Origin of the sequence: Vibrio sonorensis, assembly GCF_001854765.1 — a bacterium.
In the GTDB taxonomy this organism is placed as follows: domain Bacteria; phylum Pseudomonadota; class Gammaproteobacteria; order Enterobacterales; family Vibrionaceae; genus Vibrio; species Vibrio sonorensis.
The window spans coordinates 306,209-320,263 of sequence record NZ_LJJE01000036.1 but is presented as its reverse complement, the minus strand read 5'-3'; the positions used below and the strand labels follow the sequence as shown (position 1 = coordinate 320,263).

Annotated in this window: 25 protein-coding genes; all 25 read right to left on the bottom strand. The window is 44.0% G+C overall.

Annotation, left to right across the window (positions count from 1 at the left end):
* Window positions 1–5 precede the first annotated feature (5 nt).
* Entirely contained in the window at window positions 6–392 is a 387-nt protein-coding gene (locus tag BLO31_RS08275; RefSeq protein ID WP_217495107.1) for a GNAT family N-acetyltransferase, read from the bottom strand.
* The gene (locus BLO31_RS24025; protein ID WP_217495106.1) at window positions 389–532 is read right to left on the bottom strand and encodes a GNAT family N-acetyltransferase; all 144 of its coding nucleotides are present in this window, start codon (window positions 530–532) and stop codon (window positions 389–391) included. The genes BLO31_RS08275 and BLO31_RS24025 overlap by 4 nt, the downstream gene beginning before the upstream one ends.
* An 18-nt stretch (window positions 533–550) precedes the next feature.
* Complete coding sequence (locus BLO31_RS08270) at window positions 551–1,180, bottom strand: LysE family translocator (protein WP_070964423.1); 630 nt, start codon at window positions 1,178–1,180, stop codon at window positions 551–553.
* Window positions 1,181–1,184: 4 nt separating this feature from the next.
* The gene (locus BLO31_RS08265; protein ID WP_070964419.1) at window positions 1,185–1,952 is read right to left on the bottom strand and encodes a phosphotransferase enzyme family protein; all 768 of its coding nucleotides are present in this window, start codon (window positions 1,950–1,952) and stop codon (window positions 1,185–1,187) included.
* A gap of 61 nt (window positions 1,953–2,013) precedes the next feature.
* Window positions 2,014–2,640: a LysE family translocator gene (locus BLO31_RS08260; RefSeq protein WP_070964416.1), complete on the bottom strand. Its 627-nt coding sequence runs from the start codon at window positions 2,638–2,640 to the stop codon at window positions 2,014–2,016.
* 188 nt (window positions 2,641–2,828) lie between these two features.
* Window positions 2,829–3,491 carry a M23 family metallopeptidase gene (locus BLO31_RS08255; RefSeq protein ID WP_070964412.1) on the bottom strand — a complete coding sequence of 221 codons (663 nt, stop codon included), beginning with the start codon at window positions 3,489–3,491 and terminating at the stop codon, window positions 2,829–2,831.
* Between the two features lie 18 nt (window positions 3,492–3,509).
* Window positions 3,510–3,959 carry an arsenate-mycothiol transferase ArsC gene (locus BLO31_RS08250; protein WP_084659705.1) on the bottom strand — a complete coding sequence of 150 codons (450 nt, stop codon included), beginning with the start codon at window positions 3,957–3,959 and terminating at the stop codon, window positions 3,510–3,512.
* A gap of 185 nt (window positions 3,960–4,144) precedes the next feature.
* The gene (locus BLO31_RS08245; protein ID WP_070964409.1) at window positions 4,145–4,759 is read right to left on the bottom strand and encodes a LysE family translocator; all 615 of its coding nucleotides are present in this window, start codon (window positions 4,757–4,759) and stop codon (window positions 4,145–4,147) included.
* A 199-nt stretch (window positions 4,760–4,958) separates the two neighbouring features.
* A complete protein-coding gene (locus tag BLO31_RS08240) occupies window positions 4,959–5,762 on the bottom strand; it encodes an AraC family transcriptional regulator (RefSeq protein ID WP_070964406.1) in 804 nt (267 codons plus the stop codon).
* Window positions 5,763–5,850: 88 nt separating this feature from the next.
* The gene (locus BLO31_RS08235) at window positions 5,851–6,492 is read right to left on the bottom strand and encodes a glutathione S-transferase family protein (RefSeq protein WP_070964403.1); all 642 of its coding nucleotides are present in this window, start codon (window positions 6,490–6,492) and stop codon (window positions 5,851–5,853) included.
* A 46-nt stretch (window positions 6,493–6,538) separates the two neighbouring features.
* Window positions 6,539–6,721: a carbon-nitrogen hydrolase family protein gene (locus tag BLO31_RS08230; RefSeq protein WP_070964399.1), complete on the bottom strand. Its 183-nt coding sequence runs from the start codon at window positions 6,719–6,721 to the stop codon at window positions 6,539–6,541.
* Between the two features lies 1 nt (window position 6,722).
* Window positions 6,723–7,286 carry a carbon-nitrogen hydrolase family protein gene (locus BLO31_RS08225; protein ID WP_070964396.1) on the bottom strand — a complete coding sequence of 188 codons (564 nt, stop codon included), beginning with the start codon at window positions 7,284–7,286 and terminating at the stop codon, window positions 6,723–6,725.
* Window positions 7,287–7,310: 24 nt separating this feature from the next.
* A complete protein-coding gene (locus BLO31_RS08220) occupies window positions 7,311–7,823 on the bottom strand; it encodes a GNAT family N-acetyltransferase (RefSeq protein ID WP_070964392.1) in 513 nt (170 codons plus the stop codon).
* A complete protein-coding gene (locus BLO31_RS08215; protein ID WP_070964388.1) occupies window positions 7,823–8,317 on the bottom strand; it encodes a 2-thiouracil desulfurase family protein in 495 nt (164 codons plus the stop codon). Before BLO31_RS08215 ends, BLO31_RS08220 begins: the two co-directional genes overlap by 1 nt.
* Window positions 8,318–8,484: 167 nt before the next feature.
* On the bottom strand, window positions 8,485–8,868 hold the full coding sequence (locus BLO31_RS08210) for a PTS sugar transporter subunit IIB (protein WP_070964385.1): 384 nt from the start codon (window positions 8,866–8,868) through the stop codon (window positions 8,485–8,487).
* Window positions 8,869–8,955: 87 nt separating this feature from the next.
* Complete coding sequence (locus tag BLO31_RS08205; RefSeq protein ID WP_084659662.1) at window positions 8,956–9,531, bottom strand: hypothetical protein; 576 nt, start codon at window positions 9,529–9,531, stop codon at window positions 8,956–8,958.
* A gap of 141 nt (window positions 9,532–9,672) precedes the next feature.
* Window positions 9,673–10,290: an NUDIX hydrolase gene (locus BLO31_RS08200; RefSeq protein ID WP_070964380.1), complete on the bottom strand. Its 618-nt coding sequence runs from the start codon at window positions 10,288–10,290 to the stop codon at window positions 9,673–9,675.
* 13 nt (window positions 10,291–10,303) lie between these two features.
* Entirely contained in the window at window positions 10,304–10,648 is a 345-nt protein-coding gene (locus BLO31_RS08195; protein ID WP_070964377.1) for a 5-carboxymethyl-2-hydroxymuconate Delta-isomerase, read from the bottom strand.
* Between the two features lie 16 nt (window positions 10,649–10,664).
* A complete protein-coding gene (locus BLO31_RS08190; protein ID WP_070964373.1) occupies window positions 10,665–11,117 on the bottom strand; it encodes a GNAT family N-acetyltransferase in 453 nt (150 codons plus the stop codon).
* Window positions 11,114–11,578: a GNAT family N-acetyltransferase gene (locus BLO31_RS08185; RefSeq protein ID WP_070964369.1), complete on the bottom strand. Its 465-nt coding sequence runs from the start codon at window positions 11,576–11,578 to the stop codon at window positions 11,114–11,116. Before BLO31_RS08185 ends, BLO31_RS08190 begins: the two co-directional genes overlap by 4 nt.
* 14 nt (window positions 11,579–11,592) lie before the next feature.
* Entirely contained in the window at window positions 11,593–12,060 is a 468-nt protein-coding gene (locus BLO31_RS08180; RefSeq protein ID WP_070964365.1) for a GNAT family N-acetyltransferase, read from the bottom strand.
* A complete protein-coding gene (locus BLO31_RS08175) occupies window positions 12,048–12,512 on the bottom strand; it encodes a GNAT family N-acetyltransferase (RefSeq protein WP_084659660.1) in 465 nt (154 codons plus the stop codon). Before BLO31_RS08175 ends, BLO31_RS08180 begins: the two co-directional genes overlap by 13 nt.
* An 18-nt stretch (window positions 12,513–12,530) precedes the next feature.
* Entirely contained in the window at window positions 12,531–12,983 is a 453-nt protein-coding gene (locus BLO31_RS08170) for a GyrI-like domain-containing protein (protein WP_070964362.1), read from the bottom strand.
* A 161-nt stretch (window positions 12,984–13,144) separates the two neighbouring features.
* Window positions 13,145–13,552: a GFA family protein gene (locus BLO31_RS08165; protein WP_070964359.1), complete on the bottom strand. Its 408-nt coding sequence runs from the start codon at window positions 13,550–13,552 to the stop codon at window positions 13,145–13,147.
* A 108-nt stretch (window positions 13,553–13,660) separates the two neighbouring features.
* On the bottom strand, window positions 13,661–14,038 hold the full coding sequence (locus BLO31_RS08160; RefSeq protein ID WP_070964355.1) for a VOC family protein: 378 nt from the start codon (window positions 14,036–14,038) through the stop codon (window positions 13,661–13,663).
* Window positions 14,039–14,055: the final 17 nt, after the last annotated feature.

The following is a 14,055-nucleotide window of genomic DNA, read 5'->3' as shown; positions in this document are numbered from 1 at the left end:
ACCGCTCATGCGCTCTGCACATTCGCTAACTTCTCGAAGTCTTCTTGTAGCATGGCGTAAAAATATTCGTCCCACCAGTTATCGTTATCCCGTGGTAAACACTGTTTGAAGTGCCCCTCTCGCCGCATCTGTAAACGCTCTGCTAGTTGTACTGAAGCGTGATTATCCGGCTGACAAGTGGCGATAACTCGTTGCAGATTTAAAGATTCAAACCCGTGTGTTAATAGCGCCCTAGCCGCTTCAAAGGCATAGCCTTTGCCTTGTTGTTCTGCGTGCAACGCCCAACCAATTTCGTAGGTGTGGTCGCCAAACCAAGGGTAAAATTCAATATGGCCAACCACTCTATTTTCACTTTTCAGCTCGATAGCAAAAAACTTGTGCTGATCGTTCAACAACAAGCTGCGCCATCTAAGTCAAGCTGCCCTTCGGACAAGTAATGAGTTACCTTCTCATCCGACATATAAGCAAATACATCTTCTCGATCACTTGGCTTAAACCGCCTTAAGGTAAGCCTTGGCGTAGTCAGTTCCATACACGATTACTCACTGGATTATTGGCTGCGGCTAAACGCTATTTTACCTGCCAGCCCTAAAAGTAACACACCAGAAAACGCCTCAAATCTACGGCTGTACTGAGAGGCCTTGGGATGGCTAAACAACCAACTTCCCGCTGCGGCGTAAATCAGATTGCACAAAGTGGCGAGAAGGCAGAACACGCTACCCAAAACCATGAGTTGCCACGTTGTTTGCCCTGCATTTACATCGACAAACTGAGGCAGAAATGACATAAAAAACAGCGCTACTTTTGGATTGAGAACACTGACAATTACACCTTGACGAAAGACGTTATCACTCTGCTTACTATGCTCAAGGTTTGGCAGCGAACTATTGCCTTTTCGCGCATTGTTTAACGCGATCACCGCCAAATAGACCAAGTAAGCAGCACCTAAATATTTAACGATACTAAACGCTAACGCACTGCTAAGTACCAACGCAGAAAGACCAAACACCGCAGCTAAAGTGTGAAACACGTATCCAAGTCCCAAGCCTAACGCCGCTTTGATACCCGAAGAGGTCTTGCCCTTCATCGAGTTTGACATAATGTAAATCACATCAGGCCCCGGTATCAGATTAATAGATAATGACGCAATCAAAAACAGCATTAAAGCTTGAAATTCCATGGTATTAGACTCCTCTGTCTCCTGAGTTTATCCCGGCTTGTATAGCAAATTGGTTATCCCTGAGATACTGAATATCTTTTATGTAAGCATGGTGGTGGCCATCTTTGATGTTCTGAGCAAACTGCTCGTTTCCAGACTCGGCCTGTATCACCATATAGTCCACCATCGCATCAAGTCGCGCGACCATTGCATCCACCAGCGCTTCTCGTTCGATAAACGACAAGCCGTAGGCATCGCAATATAACTTGGCACGACTGATTTGTTCTTCTAACGTTCCCAAAGCATCGTAACTATGAGTTTTAAACGGTGCCCAGCAGTATATGGACCATGCTAGGTCCCAGAGTCTTGGCCCCGGGTGCGCGGTATCAAAATCGTATACTCCAGAGACTCTATCTCCTGTTAGTGCAACATTATATGGCGTGTAATCACCATGACAGATCACTTGCTGCGGTTCTTTAGGCTCTAGCATCCAATCCGGTGACTTAACGGTTTCTAAAAACCCTACGGTAGCGTCGTGAAGTGCCCGTTGCATCTTAGCGGCAGATTCTAGTGCCGCGATAGTGGCTATTGGGCCTTTGAGGGGGTAGTTGTAGGTGTCACCTTCAACAAGACTCAATACTTCGTTCTCTTGCTCTACGCGCACAACGCGAGGGCCGTGAGTAAAACCCTGTTCACTTAGATAACCTAGCAGTGCATGAATCGTAGCACTGCTCTTAGTTAGAGGGCGAACAACGGTTTTATTAATGATTGTGATTCGACTTTCAGACGTCATATTATCTCCCGAATAATAACTGCAAATCATCACAACGGGCCAGAATGCCCGTGTTATCAAATTACCTCTGCTTCATCATCGCGACAGCCAACCCTGAGGTCACAAAAGTGACACCGGCTGAAATGTTTAATCCGTTTACGATTCGTGGTCGATTCGTCAGCCACTTGGTTAAGTGGGAAGAAAAAACACCCATCAGCGCAAAACCAACAGCGGTCAACAACGCAAACCACACACCATAAACCACCATCTGAACAGTCACTGATCCCAATTCAGGATTTACAAATTGAGGAACAAATGCCAGTACAAACATCCCCGGTTTAGGGTTTAACGCGGCAGAAAGAAAGCCCGTGGTAAAAATAGTGGATAAGGGCTGTTTTTTTGCTTTCTCTACAGAAAACAGGCTTTTTGAGCGAAGCACTTTAATGCCCAGCCAAATCAAATAGCCCGCACCTACAAACTTGACTACGTAAAATGCCAATGTCGAGGTTTGAATTAAAAGCGTTAGCCCAAAGGTCGCCGCCATGACATGAAACAAGATGCCGGCGCCAGAAGAGAAACCGGAAACCGTCGCAGCCATTTTCCCTTGGCTTAACCCGCGACCAATCGCAAGTAGGTTATCAGGTCCTGGTGAAATAACGAGAAACACACACGCTAAGGTGTACGTTAGAAATACATCCATCGGAAACATAATTACTCCTTTAATTTACTGGCATCCAGATGTTTGACAGCAGTAACTAGTTACATATAGTCGATTAATTACTATTCAAGGGGTGAATGAATGTTTATTTTATGGACGGGCGAACGGTAACAGTGCTGAGACGGCCCAAAACCACGTTAGGTGACTATAAGCCACCTATTGTAAGTTTGTGGTGCAAACTACACGGTGTGGTATTTTTTGGTCATATTGATAAAAGTTTCTGGATCTAAGTAGCGGTGTAGCAGAGGGTGTGAACCCGTGTATCCTGCCATCCAGTTGCCCTTACCCCAGCTTGGATAGTCATCTTTCATACCTAACCGGATTGAAAAATGGAGATGTGGGAAACTGCCAATCCCCCAAGCTTCGTTGGTATCGGCGATGTAGCCAATCAATTGTCCATTTTTTACTTCACCCGGTTCGATCATCCAGCGAGTAAGTGAAATATGCCCATACAAGGAATATACACCGTCTTCTGGGTGGTCGATGATGACTAAACCGCCATAGCCCTGCATCTCCTTAGAGTAACTCACGACTCCATCGCCAATGGCATAAACCGGCGTTCCCGGTGCGGCATAATAGTCCACTGCTGCGTGGTATCGATTTGGAAAGCGCGGAGCTTTGTTGTAGGCGGCAAAGTCCTGTAACAGGGACTGTGTGTCCATGGGGAAGCGAAATGGCGCATTGGTGCCTTTTGCTATGGATTCTAACTCTGGCAACAGGCGCTGATACTCTTTCTCTATTTCTTTCGCTTTCGATTGGCTATCCAATCGAGAATAGAACAAGGCGAGTGGTACGGCACCCACCATACCCATAAGAAATCGACGACGCTGTTTACTTTCCATATTGACCTTTCCCCTAAGTCAAAGTTTATCGACACCTGCTAACGTTTTGACTAAGTTCTCAACTTGTTTGATCAGTTTTACCACCGCTACATAGACTGGCTCGATATGATCGTCACCTACGGTTAAGTAGTTCACTTTCGCCGCAAACCGTGCGAACGATTTTTCGATCATCGGCCGGTGTTCGTCGTCGTCCATAGCAACAACAACATCAAACGCATCGAGTTCATCTACTGTCACGCAAATAGGTGACCGATTAGCCGTATCACAAGGCACATTGATTGCGCTTAGTATTTCAATCACTGGTTGAGCAATTTTGCCTTCGTTACCTGTATTGGACAAATCTTGCAAAATAGCCCGAGAATCGGCCCTAAATGGCAAGCCATGCTCCTCGGCTAAGTGGTTAAAATAAGCTTCGGCCATTCGACTGCGATAGTAATTACCGGTACATAAAAACAAAACTTGTTGCACTGGCGTGCTCCTCTATTAATCAAACCACTTGAGTCGCCAGCCTAGCTTAGTTAAACGGCTAAAACTGCGAGTCAGGCGGCAAATCACGCTCATGTAACGCAACTTTAAGCCGCCATCGTCGCTGATAGATATTTTACTTTGTTTTGCTTAGATACGCGCCCTATCAGACATTAAGAATAATTAATCTAGCCCATCATCCAATATGGGTTATCGGCGATAAGCCAAAGAGCAACGGCCAATAAGCTAGCGGCATAAATGCTGCCTTGACGCTTCGCGCTTCCTCTATTTAGCCAGTTTGACAGTAATGCTCCAGCGCGTATCCAAAGCAAATGCATAGAGATATTAAGTGCGGCCAACCAAACCACCAAAACCCAGATCCCTATTGAACCAAAAGCTTCGATGGCCGACTCGGTGAACAGCGAAAACATCAGTATCACCATTACCCAGCCTTTTCCGTTGAGGAACTGAATAATCAACCCATCTTTAAAACCAAGTGTCGAGGTCTTATTTTTCGTCCCTGATTTGCCGCTTTGCAAAAATCCGTACGCTAGATATATCAAATAAAGCGCACCAACTAGCTGAAGTGAGGGCAAAATTAGGGGGAATCGGGCAATCACTTCGCCTAAACCAAAACCGATTAATATAGATTTGATAATAAACAGTAAATCTATGCCGGCCATTAATGGCAGAGTTTTTCTCACTCCCACTTTTGCACCAGATGCGGCAAACACGATATTGGCAGGCCCTGGGCTAAACACCAACGGAAACATCACTCCAAGCCATAATACTAATAAACTCATACTTCTCTCCTCATTCTTAGAATGAGGACAAGGTAACGGGTAGCGAAATTCGCCTCTTGTATAAAATTGCAAAGCGCCTTTTTATTTGCCTTCTACACCCTTAGGGGACGTTTTTTCACCACACTACCGATCAGTTGAAGTTAGTGTTTACTTTCTCAATAACTGTTATTTTTCGCGGGAATAGAGGCAGGTGTTAAATCTATCTCGGGATGTAGTTTCCAGGTGTAACCCCGTAAACTTTCTTAAAATTTCTGCTAAAATGGCTTTGATCGAAGAAACCACAGCTCAGTGAAGTATCCACACAAGACTCTCCCTGTTGCAGCATATATCGTGCGCGCTGGATTTTAAGCAGTATGAGGTATTGATGGGGAGTAAATCCGTAACAGGCTTTAAAACTTCTGATCAGTTGAAACTTGCTCACACCGGTAATTGGCTCTAATTCATCAAGGGAAATATTCTCTTGCCAGTGGTCGTGTAAATACTGTCTTGCCACTTTTGCTGCAAATTGATCGGTGGTTTCGCGAAGTTTGTGTTTCGGTAGTTGCCCATAACGACGAAACAATTTGTCAAATGCTTGCGTTAAAAGCGTTTGCTTCGCAATTTCAAAAGTATTGCCTTCCAAAGCAATATGGAGCCTAACGAGCTCTTCAAAAATATCACCGTCACTGAGAATAGCTTGATCGATAGTGGGCTCTAGCAGCATTTCATCCTTGTCGAAAAATGTTCGAATCAACTCTGGATCAAAATAGAACATGCGGTATGTCCAACCTTGGTCACTTCCCGCGAATCCTGTATGAATCTCTCCTGGGTTAATACAGACCACGTGCTTTTGCGGGACGATGATATTTTCACCTCGGTAAAACAGCCCCTCAGCACCATGTTCAATGATGCCGACGGCCAGTTCATCATGCCAGTGACGTGAAAACTCAAACTTTTGAAACGAAGCGGAAAGTAGCTCAATCCCATCTAAGTTGTCCGGCTTCCATATCTTAGAAAACTCCAAGCAACATTCCTTTTGCTTATCGATAGAGATGTAAATATATACTGAAATGATTCATAAAAACCACTGGTGATTGCCACCTGTTGTCACTTCACCTTCGAAAAGGAGTGAGGTCGATATTCTCTTTTTCGCATACGGCCATTACCGTTGGATGCTTGGCTAATCGAGCGAGGTAGTCGGCGAGCCTATCAAATGTCATGGGGTTCCTTTTAACTGGCAGTGACCATTGGGCAAGCATAAATAGGAAAAAATCACATGCGCTGATGGTATTGCCCAGCAAGTACGTTTTATCTTGCAACTGATCGTTGATCACTTGCAGTGCTTCCCCGATCCGTTCGTCTTGTGCTTCTACAACCGCCGGTATCGCCTTTTCATCGTTAGTGTGTCGATGTGGGTAGTAGCGCACCATTAGCTCTGACTGAAGGGTATTGTTTAGGTAAGCCAACCACTGAAAAAACTCAGCGCGTTCAAAAGTACCTAGTGGAGGAATAAGTTTGTGCTCTGGATGCTGCTCACACAAAAATATGCATATCGCTGGGCTTTCGAATAGGGGGCGATCTTGATACACCAAGGTAGATATCCTGCCCGCTGGGTTTAGTTTCAAATATTCCTGAGATTTATGAGCTTGGTTTTTCCTGTCTACCAGCAAGAGTTGATATTCAAGTTCCATATAGTGCAAAAGTAGATGCGGTGCCAAACTGGCGTTGTTAGGGTAATAATAAAGTTGATACATAACCTTTTCCTAAACAAAAGGCCGCTTTTAACAAGCGGCCCAATCTTTATTTGAATTCAATAAATGCTTCGTTCGTTAACTGTTTGTCCGTGAAGGTATAAAAGGCAATACCTTGGTTTGAGCGCAACTCGGTTTCTCGACTTATACCCGATGGCAGCCATACACCGCTTCTCCCTGCTGCGTCCCAACCCCCGGTTTTCCCCGTGTAGTTACTCAAGAGCACCGGCATTTCAAAGGTGCTTGCTATGTTGCAAAGATCTCTGCATCTGGCCGTATCCTTGATGAGATATCAGGGCCGACATCACGTAGAACTCCGCGCCGAGTGCAACGGCTTGTTGCTGATGTTCTGCATGACAAAAGTCAGCGCACACTGCTAAACCGATTTTGTTGTCACCGCAATCGAGCACAAGACCTTCTTTTCCAACAGAAAAATGGCGTTCCTCCCCTGGGTGAAGGTACTGTTTTTTGTACGTAGTCACTTCGCCGCTTGGTTTGGCTATCAACGCCCCAATAAATGGCTTATCCGTTTTATTCACCAACGGCATACCCGAGATGACCAATAATCCACTTTCACTGGCAGCATTTCCCAACTGGCGTTTTATTGGTTCTATGTCAGTGTGGGAGAGTTTATCCGCCATTTCTGGTTCATAACCCGTCAGAGAAAGTTCTGGAAAAACCACCATGTCGCAACCTTGTTCGGCCGCGAGTTGAATCGCATTTAGGTGTTTTTCTAAATTTAGCTCGATATTCCCAGCAGTCGGCTCAAACTGTACTAAGGCGATTGTTAATGCCATTCCTTACCCTTAATAGTTACAATGTCACTTAAATTCATACTCAAATCGAATACAGTCGATATCTTTGCCATCTACTACTGCATACTTATAAATCGTATCCATAGGCTTAAAACCATTCTTGGTTAATACCGCTTGGGAGGCAAGATTAGCCGTTGATGCGAAAGCAATCAACTTGCTCAGCCCTTGTTTGGACATCTCTTCTATCGCCTTTTTTAGCGCTGTTTTTGCCACCCCTTTTCCCGTATGAGATTCTCCAACTCGATACCCCACTTCGGCGCTGTTAGTTACACTGTCAATGTTGGTGATATTTACTCGGCCAAGTATGCTCCCCTCAGAACAAAAAATAAGGAAAGGAAACATCTTTTTAATCTTGTGCTCCAGCATAAACAGGGCTATGTGTTCTTGTACCCCACCTAGGGAGTAAAACCCTTCTCCCCGACCACCTATCTGATGTTCAAACCAATATCGGTTAACTGTTTCAAAATCCAAAAGCGCCTTGGCATCTGCCTTAGTTAAGATACGAAGGGATATATCCATCAATTACTGTTTCCTTTTTCTATCAAACTGATCGCCTCTGAGATTGAATGCTGGTTATAGACCTTAATGCCATTATCGGTTAATAGACTAGCCACAACGCCTTGGCCGGATTTTTTAGTACCGCTAAACGTACCATCGTATATTTGTTGGCTACCGCATGAAGGGCTTCCTTCTGCTAACACAGCGACCTGAATATCGTGTTGCTGACATAGTTTTTGTGCCAACTTAGCCCCTTTCACAAACGCGTCGGTAAAATCTTGCTGATCTTGGGAGAGCACTTTTGAACGACCTTGGAGAACATCTTCTCCATTTCCTACACTGATTTCAGCTGCAGGTCTTGGTGTGGGTAGTCCCGCCGCAACTTCGGGACAGAAAGTAATGACTTGATGAGCTTCAATTAACTGAGAAAGGTGGGAGTTATCGACTGGCAGGTCACTTCCGTTGTAGCGAACTTTACAACCGAGAAGACATGCACTAACCATTATTTTTGCCATGAAATGTCCTTACATCAATAGGATCATATAGAGCGATCCAACAGGCGCTGGCATTATAATCAATTTGCGATAATTACTTCAACTTAAAGAGGTTTTATTACAAGGGGAGCGAACAATCGATTCCTATCGTCAAAGGCATCCATATTGCCTTTGTTCGCCTCTCAACCTTAAGCGGTTTTTATTGATGGGGACTCTAGAACTTCCTGTACTATTGAAACTACCTTCTGGTAGTCCATAGTTCCAAACACTCTAGGTTCGATCTTTTCCACTGGAATAGACTTCATCGCCGCTTTCGCTTGATCGTGATAATGTGCGACCTGTGGAGAAGTAAACACCATAGCGAGTTTATCTAGATACAAAGCGTGAAAGTCTGGATCGATTAACGCCTGTATGGATGCATACATTGCGTAATAAGGCATGTTTAACTCGTCAAAATGCTTCTGCATTCTTTGAGTCAACATGCTCGAAGTCATCCCACCAGCGCAAACCACCGCAACAATTTGTCTATCTCCTACCTTGTGTTCTAGGTGGTAATCAAACAATTGATTCATAAGTTACACTCCTGATATGAAACTCGCTAATTAAAGCAATAACAGAGTTTCATTTCCGAGAATTCCGTTAGATTAAAAATAATTAATCTAATCAGTCACTTGAATTGAGACCCCCGTCCAATAAGCACCCTCGCGTTTATTGCTCGATTCATGCCACTTTTCAATTGAATCCCAAGGGTAATAGTCTTCGGGTAGCAGTGATTCAAACCATAACCCTTGCTTGTTATTAACAACGTAGTGCGTGGTATTGTCATAGCCAATTAGAGTAATTAGCAATCCATTGTCTGGGGTAATATTCCCGTCATTCAGTTCTTGAGAGCTAAGTAGTTCAGGATAGGCATTTAGTTCTTCCAGCAATTGACACTCGACTGGGAAAGTGTCATGTAAAAACTGTAAGGTATCTTGTGATTGCGCAACCACACGGCAGTTAAGCCCTATTTGTCGCAATAGGTAGACCATCACTGCTAACGAATTGTAATTGCCGCCCTTTTTGTAAATTGGCTTGGCTCCCGGTGTTAAAATTCCGGTCAGATCATGCAGTTTGTACGCATTGTCTAATGTGGGTGTTAAAGAGTCCAGCGCAAGTGTTTCCCCAGCGAAGGTCATACTATCTAAGTTCAGACCCTGAAGGCGTATTGAACTGGACTGATACTTATCAAACACGTAGCACATGCCAAAATACAGCAGGGGCTGCAGATCAGGCTGCCCTCTGGTTGCTTTAAAACGGGCAGGTTTTTCATTTCCATCACCAAGACATTAAAGAATACATTTTTCTTTTATATCAGATAGTTAAGCAAAGGTAAACTAGTCAATATAAACCTGAACTGAAGGATTATTGTGGCACGAGAAGGCCGTCTCTATATCGGATTCTAACACTCGGCTCTCTGATAATGGTGGTAGGTTATTTGGCGAGAAGTAACCTACTTCGGACACTTCTATGTTCGACGTAGGCTCACCAGAAACGTAATTGCAAAGAAAAAAGAATTTGTAAATATGGAAAGCGAAGACAGGTGTGTAATCGTGAACCGCTCGGTCTTTTATCGCAATCAGCCTTGGATTGTCTACTACTAGGCCAGACTCTTCAAACACTTCCCTGACAACGCCTTGCGAAGGTGTTTCACATACATCTGCCCAACCACCAGGTAGTGTCCAGCGCCCATCTTCTCGTTCTCTTACCAGAAGTATTTGGCCATCTTTTATTACCGCAGCCCTGAGGTCAACTTTTGGCGTCGGATAACCGCTTTCAGAGATAAAGAGGTTTTTCACTTTCTCTACGGGTGTATCCGATAACTCTGCAAACATTTGGTGAGCTATATCGCCAATTTGCGTAAAGCGCTCTAGATCGTAATCGTCTTTACTGTAAGCATGCCCTGTTTGGCTGATCGCTTGCAATTGTTTCGCCCAGTCTAACCACGGATTCATTCATCTACTCCTGTTAATCTATCACCTTCTTTGAATAACTCGCTGTATCTATATCGACGATTTCTACGGTCAGAGATAGGTGAGACAAACCCAACGTTTCCAATTCCTTAAGTACCATATTAGAAAGGGCTTTCTTTTGATCTCGGTCTCTTCCAGTTAAGATCTTCACCACAACGTGAATAAATTCACCATGTTGATTTTTTGTCCACGCGTGATAAAAAGGCTGTAAACGGGTCTTGATGTCTGGTCCTTCAAAAAGCCCACTATTTAGCGCGCCTTGATAGACGGCATTGAGGATATGTTCTGGCTTACAACGAGCTGTAAGCTGGGAAGAATGTTCAACGATACAATGCGGCATACCACTTACCCTTACGTTATTGTCTACTTAGTTGTTTCTTCATGGGCACATATCGAATGCCATTGTGGTTCCCTTCTTCTCCAACAATTTCAAATCCGTTGTTTTGATAGAAGTTCACCGCTGCAATAGAAGACTTGAGCTCTATCGCATCTGCAAAAGACGAGTTAATTAAATCATCAAGCAATCGTCGACCAAGGCCTTTACCTTGCTTGCTCGGTTCTACAAAAAGTTGTGTAATGTAGTTGCTGTCGCGAATGGCAGCAAAACCTACCAATTCACCGTCACACAACAGCTTTACGGTATAAAAATTGGGATCCTGCAGGGCTGACTCTACACTGGGATTAATGGTGGCGAGATAAAATGTCCATCCATCACCTTCAAAGTAGGGTTTTAAAATCGCTTCCGACACTCTTAACACTAACGCTTGTAATTCATCTTTGTCATTGAGTGTCGCTTTCTCTAATCTCATTCTTCTCTCTCAGGGTTCAGAGTTATAGATAACCTCAACATATCTTTGTGCTGTAACCCATGTTCGAAAATGGGTTCGGGATAGTTGTCCAAAAAGTGATTGCGGAGCACGCCCGTCACTCTAAAACCCAGTTTCTGATAAAAAGTAAGCTGATAACCAAAGGTCCCTGTCCCTAACACCATTTGGCGATAACACTTATCTGCTTTCACTCGCTCAATTACTTGGCTTAAAAGATCTTTGCCAAGCCCTTCCCCCTGTCGCGATGGACTTACCGAGATATTAAACAATTCGATATCGCTGCTACTGATCGCTTTCAAAACACAAGCGGCAACCGTTTGTCCATTTTCCTCTACCACGTAACAATCTGAGCCATCCAAATAGCTGGCGATACTTTTTTTATCGGGATCCGCTTCCAAGAGCAAGGAGATAGGTACTTCTTCTGGCAGTACTTTTTTTATCATTTCACGTTTTCTATTTAGGGGTACGCTCTTAAAATACACTCTTGCTCGGTAGATTTCACCAGCTCAAAACCTTTTCGGCGATAAAGACGATAGGCTGGATTGGTTTTAATCACACTGAGCTCAACACATGCACCTGTCGACTTCGCTTTAGATAACAGAGAATCCAGAAGTCCCCCTCCTATTCCCAACCCTTGATACTTTGGGTGAATCTGAACTTGAATTAGGTTCCAAAGGTTTTCAGCCTGATTAAACACCACCTTGAACAATCCTACTGGTAAGTCTTTTAGAACTAGGATATGTGCCCCCTCAAAATGGTACATTACTCGCTGCCGCATCGATTTATAGTCGGTATCCATCTGGGCTTGTTTAAGGTAAGGGGTCATTGTCAAATCCCTTAGCCTCATCAAATACTCAACGTCTTCTGATGTCGCTTTTCTCAGTTGTACCTCAGCATCATTTGCAAAAACTGTTACTTTATCCATCTGCCAACTATGTCCTCCAAGCCTTCTTCATTGTCGTAGTTCCCTGCGGTAAAGTGGAATCCGTGTTTGTGATAGAACTCTATCGCTGGTTGGTTTATTTTGAATGTGCGCAGCGTCAGTGCAAAAAGCGCTGAATCTTGAGCCAATTTTAGTAGTGTACTTCCCACTCCTTGCCTATGACTACTGGTATCAACATAGAGCTGATCGACTTCTGTTTCTGAAAAAGCAATAAACCCTATTGGTCGGTTCTTGTCATTAACTGCCACAACAATTTTGTATTTGTTGCTCAGTATTTCTTGTAGATAGTAAGCTTGAGAATCGAATGAATGTACTGGAGGCTGGTGTAGAACCGATTGCAAGGCATCACGCCATAAGCGAGTGACACTCTGAGTATCAGTTGGTTCATAATCCCTTAATTGATATAAAGAATTGGTGTCAATTTTGTCACTCACTAAGGCTAGTCCTGTTTGCTATTTTGATTCCAAGGCAATGTAAATCTTTACACTTTGCGCGCTGGTATAGTGCTCAAAATCAGTGGTAAACGATCTTTGATGTGGACAGTCGGGTTGAGAAAAGTAATTCCATATCTCTCCCCAAAGATCGACCACTATTGCTGGCATTGCTCCCTCTGCTTCGAAGATAGCATAGGTCCCATCTTTAACTTCTACGGGTGTGCAGCCTGTCACTTGCTGATCTTTTAAAGTATCGGCTCCAGCGGTCACGCTGTACTGACCATTGAAGTCCGATTCGTAACTGTGATAAACCCCATAAACATTTGAGTTTTCTGGTAAAGTTGGAGCTGCCCTAGTGTAAAAATCTTGCCAAAGCGGTGCGATTTTTCCTTGTCCGTTAAACTCATCGTGGTTTTTTGTCTCTACTGTTAAGCCGTGTACTAAGAAACCTTTTATTTGTTCTATTTTCATTTTTTTCCCTAAATGAATTGCCATAACTGCTAATTATTTGAAGATATCAGCAATTTTTACGCTAATACCACCGCTACCCGCCTTTTACTCAGACTTGTAGGGTCACTATTAAAGCTTGCAGCAGTGACACTCTATGTCAGTAGAGTGGTTAATAGTGACAGCTAACTCTCTCTTCCTTCGGGATATTTTGGCAGTGAATCTTCAACTGGGTACCAGTTACTTTTATAGGCGGTATAAATGTGGGCATCTGGTTTTACAGGGATGGCATCATCAAAAGCGGCAATCGCAATTTCTATCTCTCTTCGATCTGCGCCTTTGACGCGAAACCCTATACTAGAGCCACATTCCTGACAAAAGGTTCGAATCGTCCCGTTAGGCGCTTGGTACTCCTTCAAGTTTTCTTCACCGCAAATCCACTTCAGCCCCTTTACCTCGACAATAGTCGCGAACGCTGAACCGTGAAATTTGCGGCACATACTACAGTGACAATGCGCCGCATGGTCATCAAAACCCGTTACCGAAAATTGTACTGAGCCACACAAGCAACTTCCTCGGTATTCTTCACTCATATTGCTCTCCTTGTCTCTTATGAGTCAGTAACAATATCACTCTCATATAGACTTAGCGCTATGTCAATAACTTAGGGCAAACGGCTACTGCGTGCGGGGTTTCCTTTGCTAGTCATCTTTAATTATGACTGCTTCTAACTTGTTACCATCGAGATCGGTAACAAAGGCGGCGTAATAGCCCTCGCCATACTCTGGCCTATATCCGGGTTTGCCTTTGCACACGCCACCAGACGAAATCGCCGCCTGATAAAAACGCCCCACTGCTTCTATACTCGATGCATTAAACGCTATGTGGACGCCGTTACCAGTGCTAAATTCGCCTTCATGCGGCAAGCCGATCCAAAACTCAAAGTCACTTCCGTAGGAAGCCGCGATACCTTCAACATAAGCACTGCGCGTAATGTTTAAGGTGGCTAAAACTTTATCGTAATATTCGATCGCCGAAGATAACTCTGATACACCGACTGAAACGTGGTTAATAATCATAAGCTGACCTTTATGTA

Coding starts and splice junctions, on each gene's coding strand:
- BLO31_RS08255 (WP_070964412.1), bottom strand. CDS start 3,491: ATGGAAAGTAAACAGCGTCGTCGATTTCTTATGGGTATGGTGGGTGCC.
- BLO31_RS08185 (WP_070964369.1), bottom strand. CDS start 11,578: ATGATAAAAAAAGTACTGCCAGAAGAAGTACCTATCTCCTTGCTCTTG.
- BLO31_RS08165 (WP_070964359.1), bottom strand. CDS start 13,552: ATGAGTGAAGAATACCGAGGAAGTTGCTTGTGTGGCTCAGTACAATTT.
- BLO31_RS08260 (WP_070964416.1), bottom strand. CDS start 2,640: ATGTTTCCGATGGATGTATTTCTAACGTACACCTTAGCGTGTGTGTTT.
- BLO31_RS08230 (WP_070964399.1), bottom strand. CDS start 6,721: ATGCCGGTGCTCTTGAGTAACTACACGGGGAAAACCGGGGGTTGGGAC.
- BLO31_RS08170 (WP_070964362.1), bottom strand. CDS start 12,983: ATGAAAATAGAACAAATAAAAGGTTTCTTAGTACACGGCTTAACAGTA.
- BLO31_RS08210 (WP_070964385.1), bottom strand. CDS start 8,868: ATGAATCAATTGTTTGATTACCACCTAGAACACAAGGTAGGAGATAGA.
- BLO31_RS24025 (WP_217495106.1), bottom strand. CDS start 532: ATGGAACTGACTACGCCAAGGCTTACCTTAAGGCGGTTTAAGCCAAGT.
- BLO31_RS08225 (WP_070964396.1), bottom strand. CDS start 7,286: ATGGCATTAACAATCGCCTTAGTACAGTTTGAGCCGACTGCTGGGAAT.
- BLO31_RS08190 (WP_070964373.1), bottom strand. CDS start 11,117: ATGAGATTAGAGAAAGCGACACTCAATGACAAAGATGAATTACAAGCG.
- BLO31_RS08195 (WP_070964377.1), bottom strand. CDS start 10,648: ATGCCGCATTGTATCGTTGAACATTCTTCCCAGCTTACAGCTCGTTGT.
- BLO31_RS08160 (WP_070964355.1), bottom strand. CDS start 14,038: ATGATTATTAACCACGTTTCAGTCGGTGTATCAGAGTTATCTTCGGCG.
- BLO31_RS08200 (WP_070964380.1), bottom strand. CDS start 10,290: ATGAATCCGTGGTTAGACTGGGCGAAACAATTGCAAGCGATCAGCCAA.
- BLO31_RS08220 (WP_070964392.1), bottom strand. CDS start 7,823: ATGGATATATCCCTTCGTATCTTAACTAAGGCAGATGCCAAGGCGCTT.
- BLO31_RS08270 (WP_070964423.1), bottom strand. CDS start 1,180: ATGGAATTTCAAGCTTTAATGCTGTTTTTGATTGCGTCATTATCTATT.
- BLO31_RS08180 (WP_070964365.1), bottom strand. CDS start 12,060: ATGGATAAAGTAACAGTTTTTGCAAATGATGCTGAGGTACAACTGAGA.
- BLO31_RS08245 (WP_070964409.1), bottom strand. CDS start 4,759: ATGAGTTTATTAGTATTATGGCTTGGAGTGATGTTTCCGTTGGTGTTT.
- BLO31_RS08215 (WP_070964388.1), bottom strand. CDS start 8,317: ATGGCAAAAATAATGGTTAGTGCATGTCTTCTCGGTTGTAAAGTTCGC.
- BLO31_RS08265 (WP_070964419.1), bottom strand. CDS start 1,952: ATGACGTCTGAAAGTCGAATCACAATCATTAATAAAACCGTTGTTCGC.
- BLO31_RS08235 (WP_070964403.1), bottom strand. CDS start 6,492: ATGTATCAACTTTATTATTACCCTAACAACGCCAGTTTGGCACCGCAT.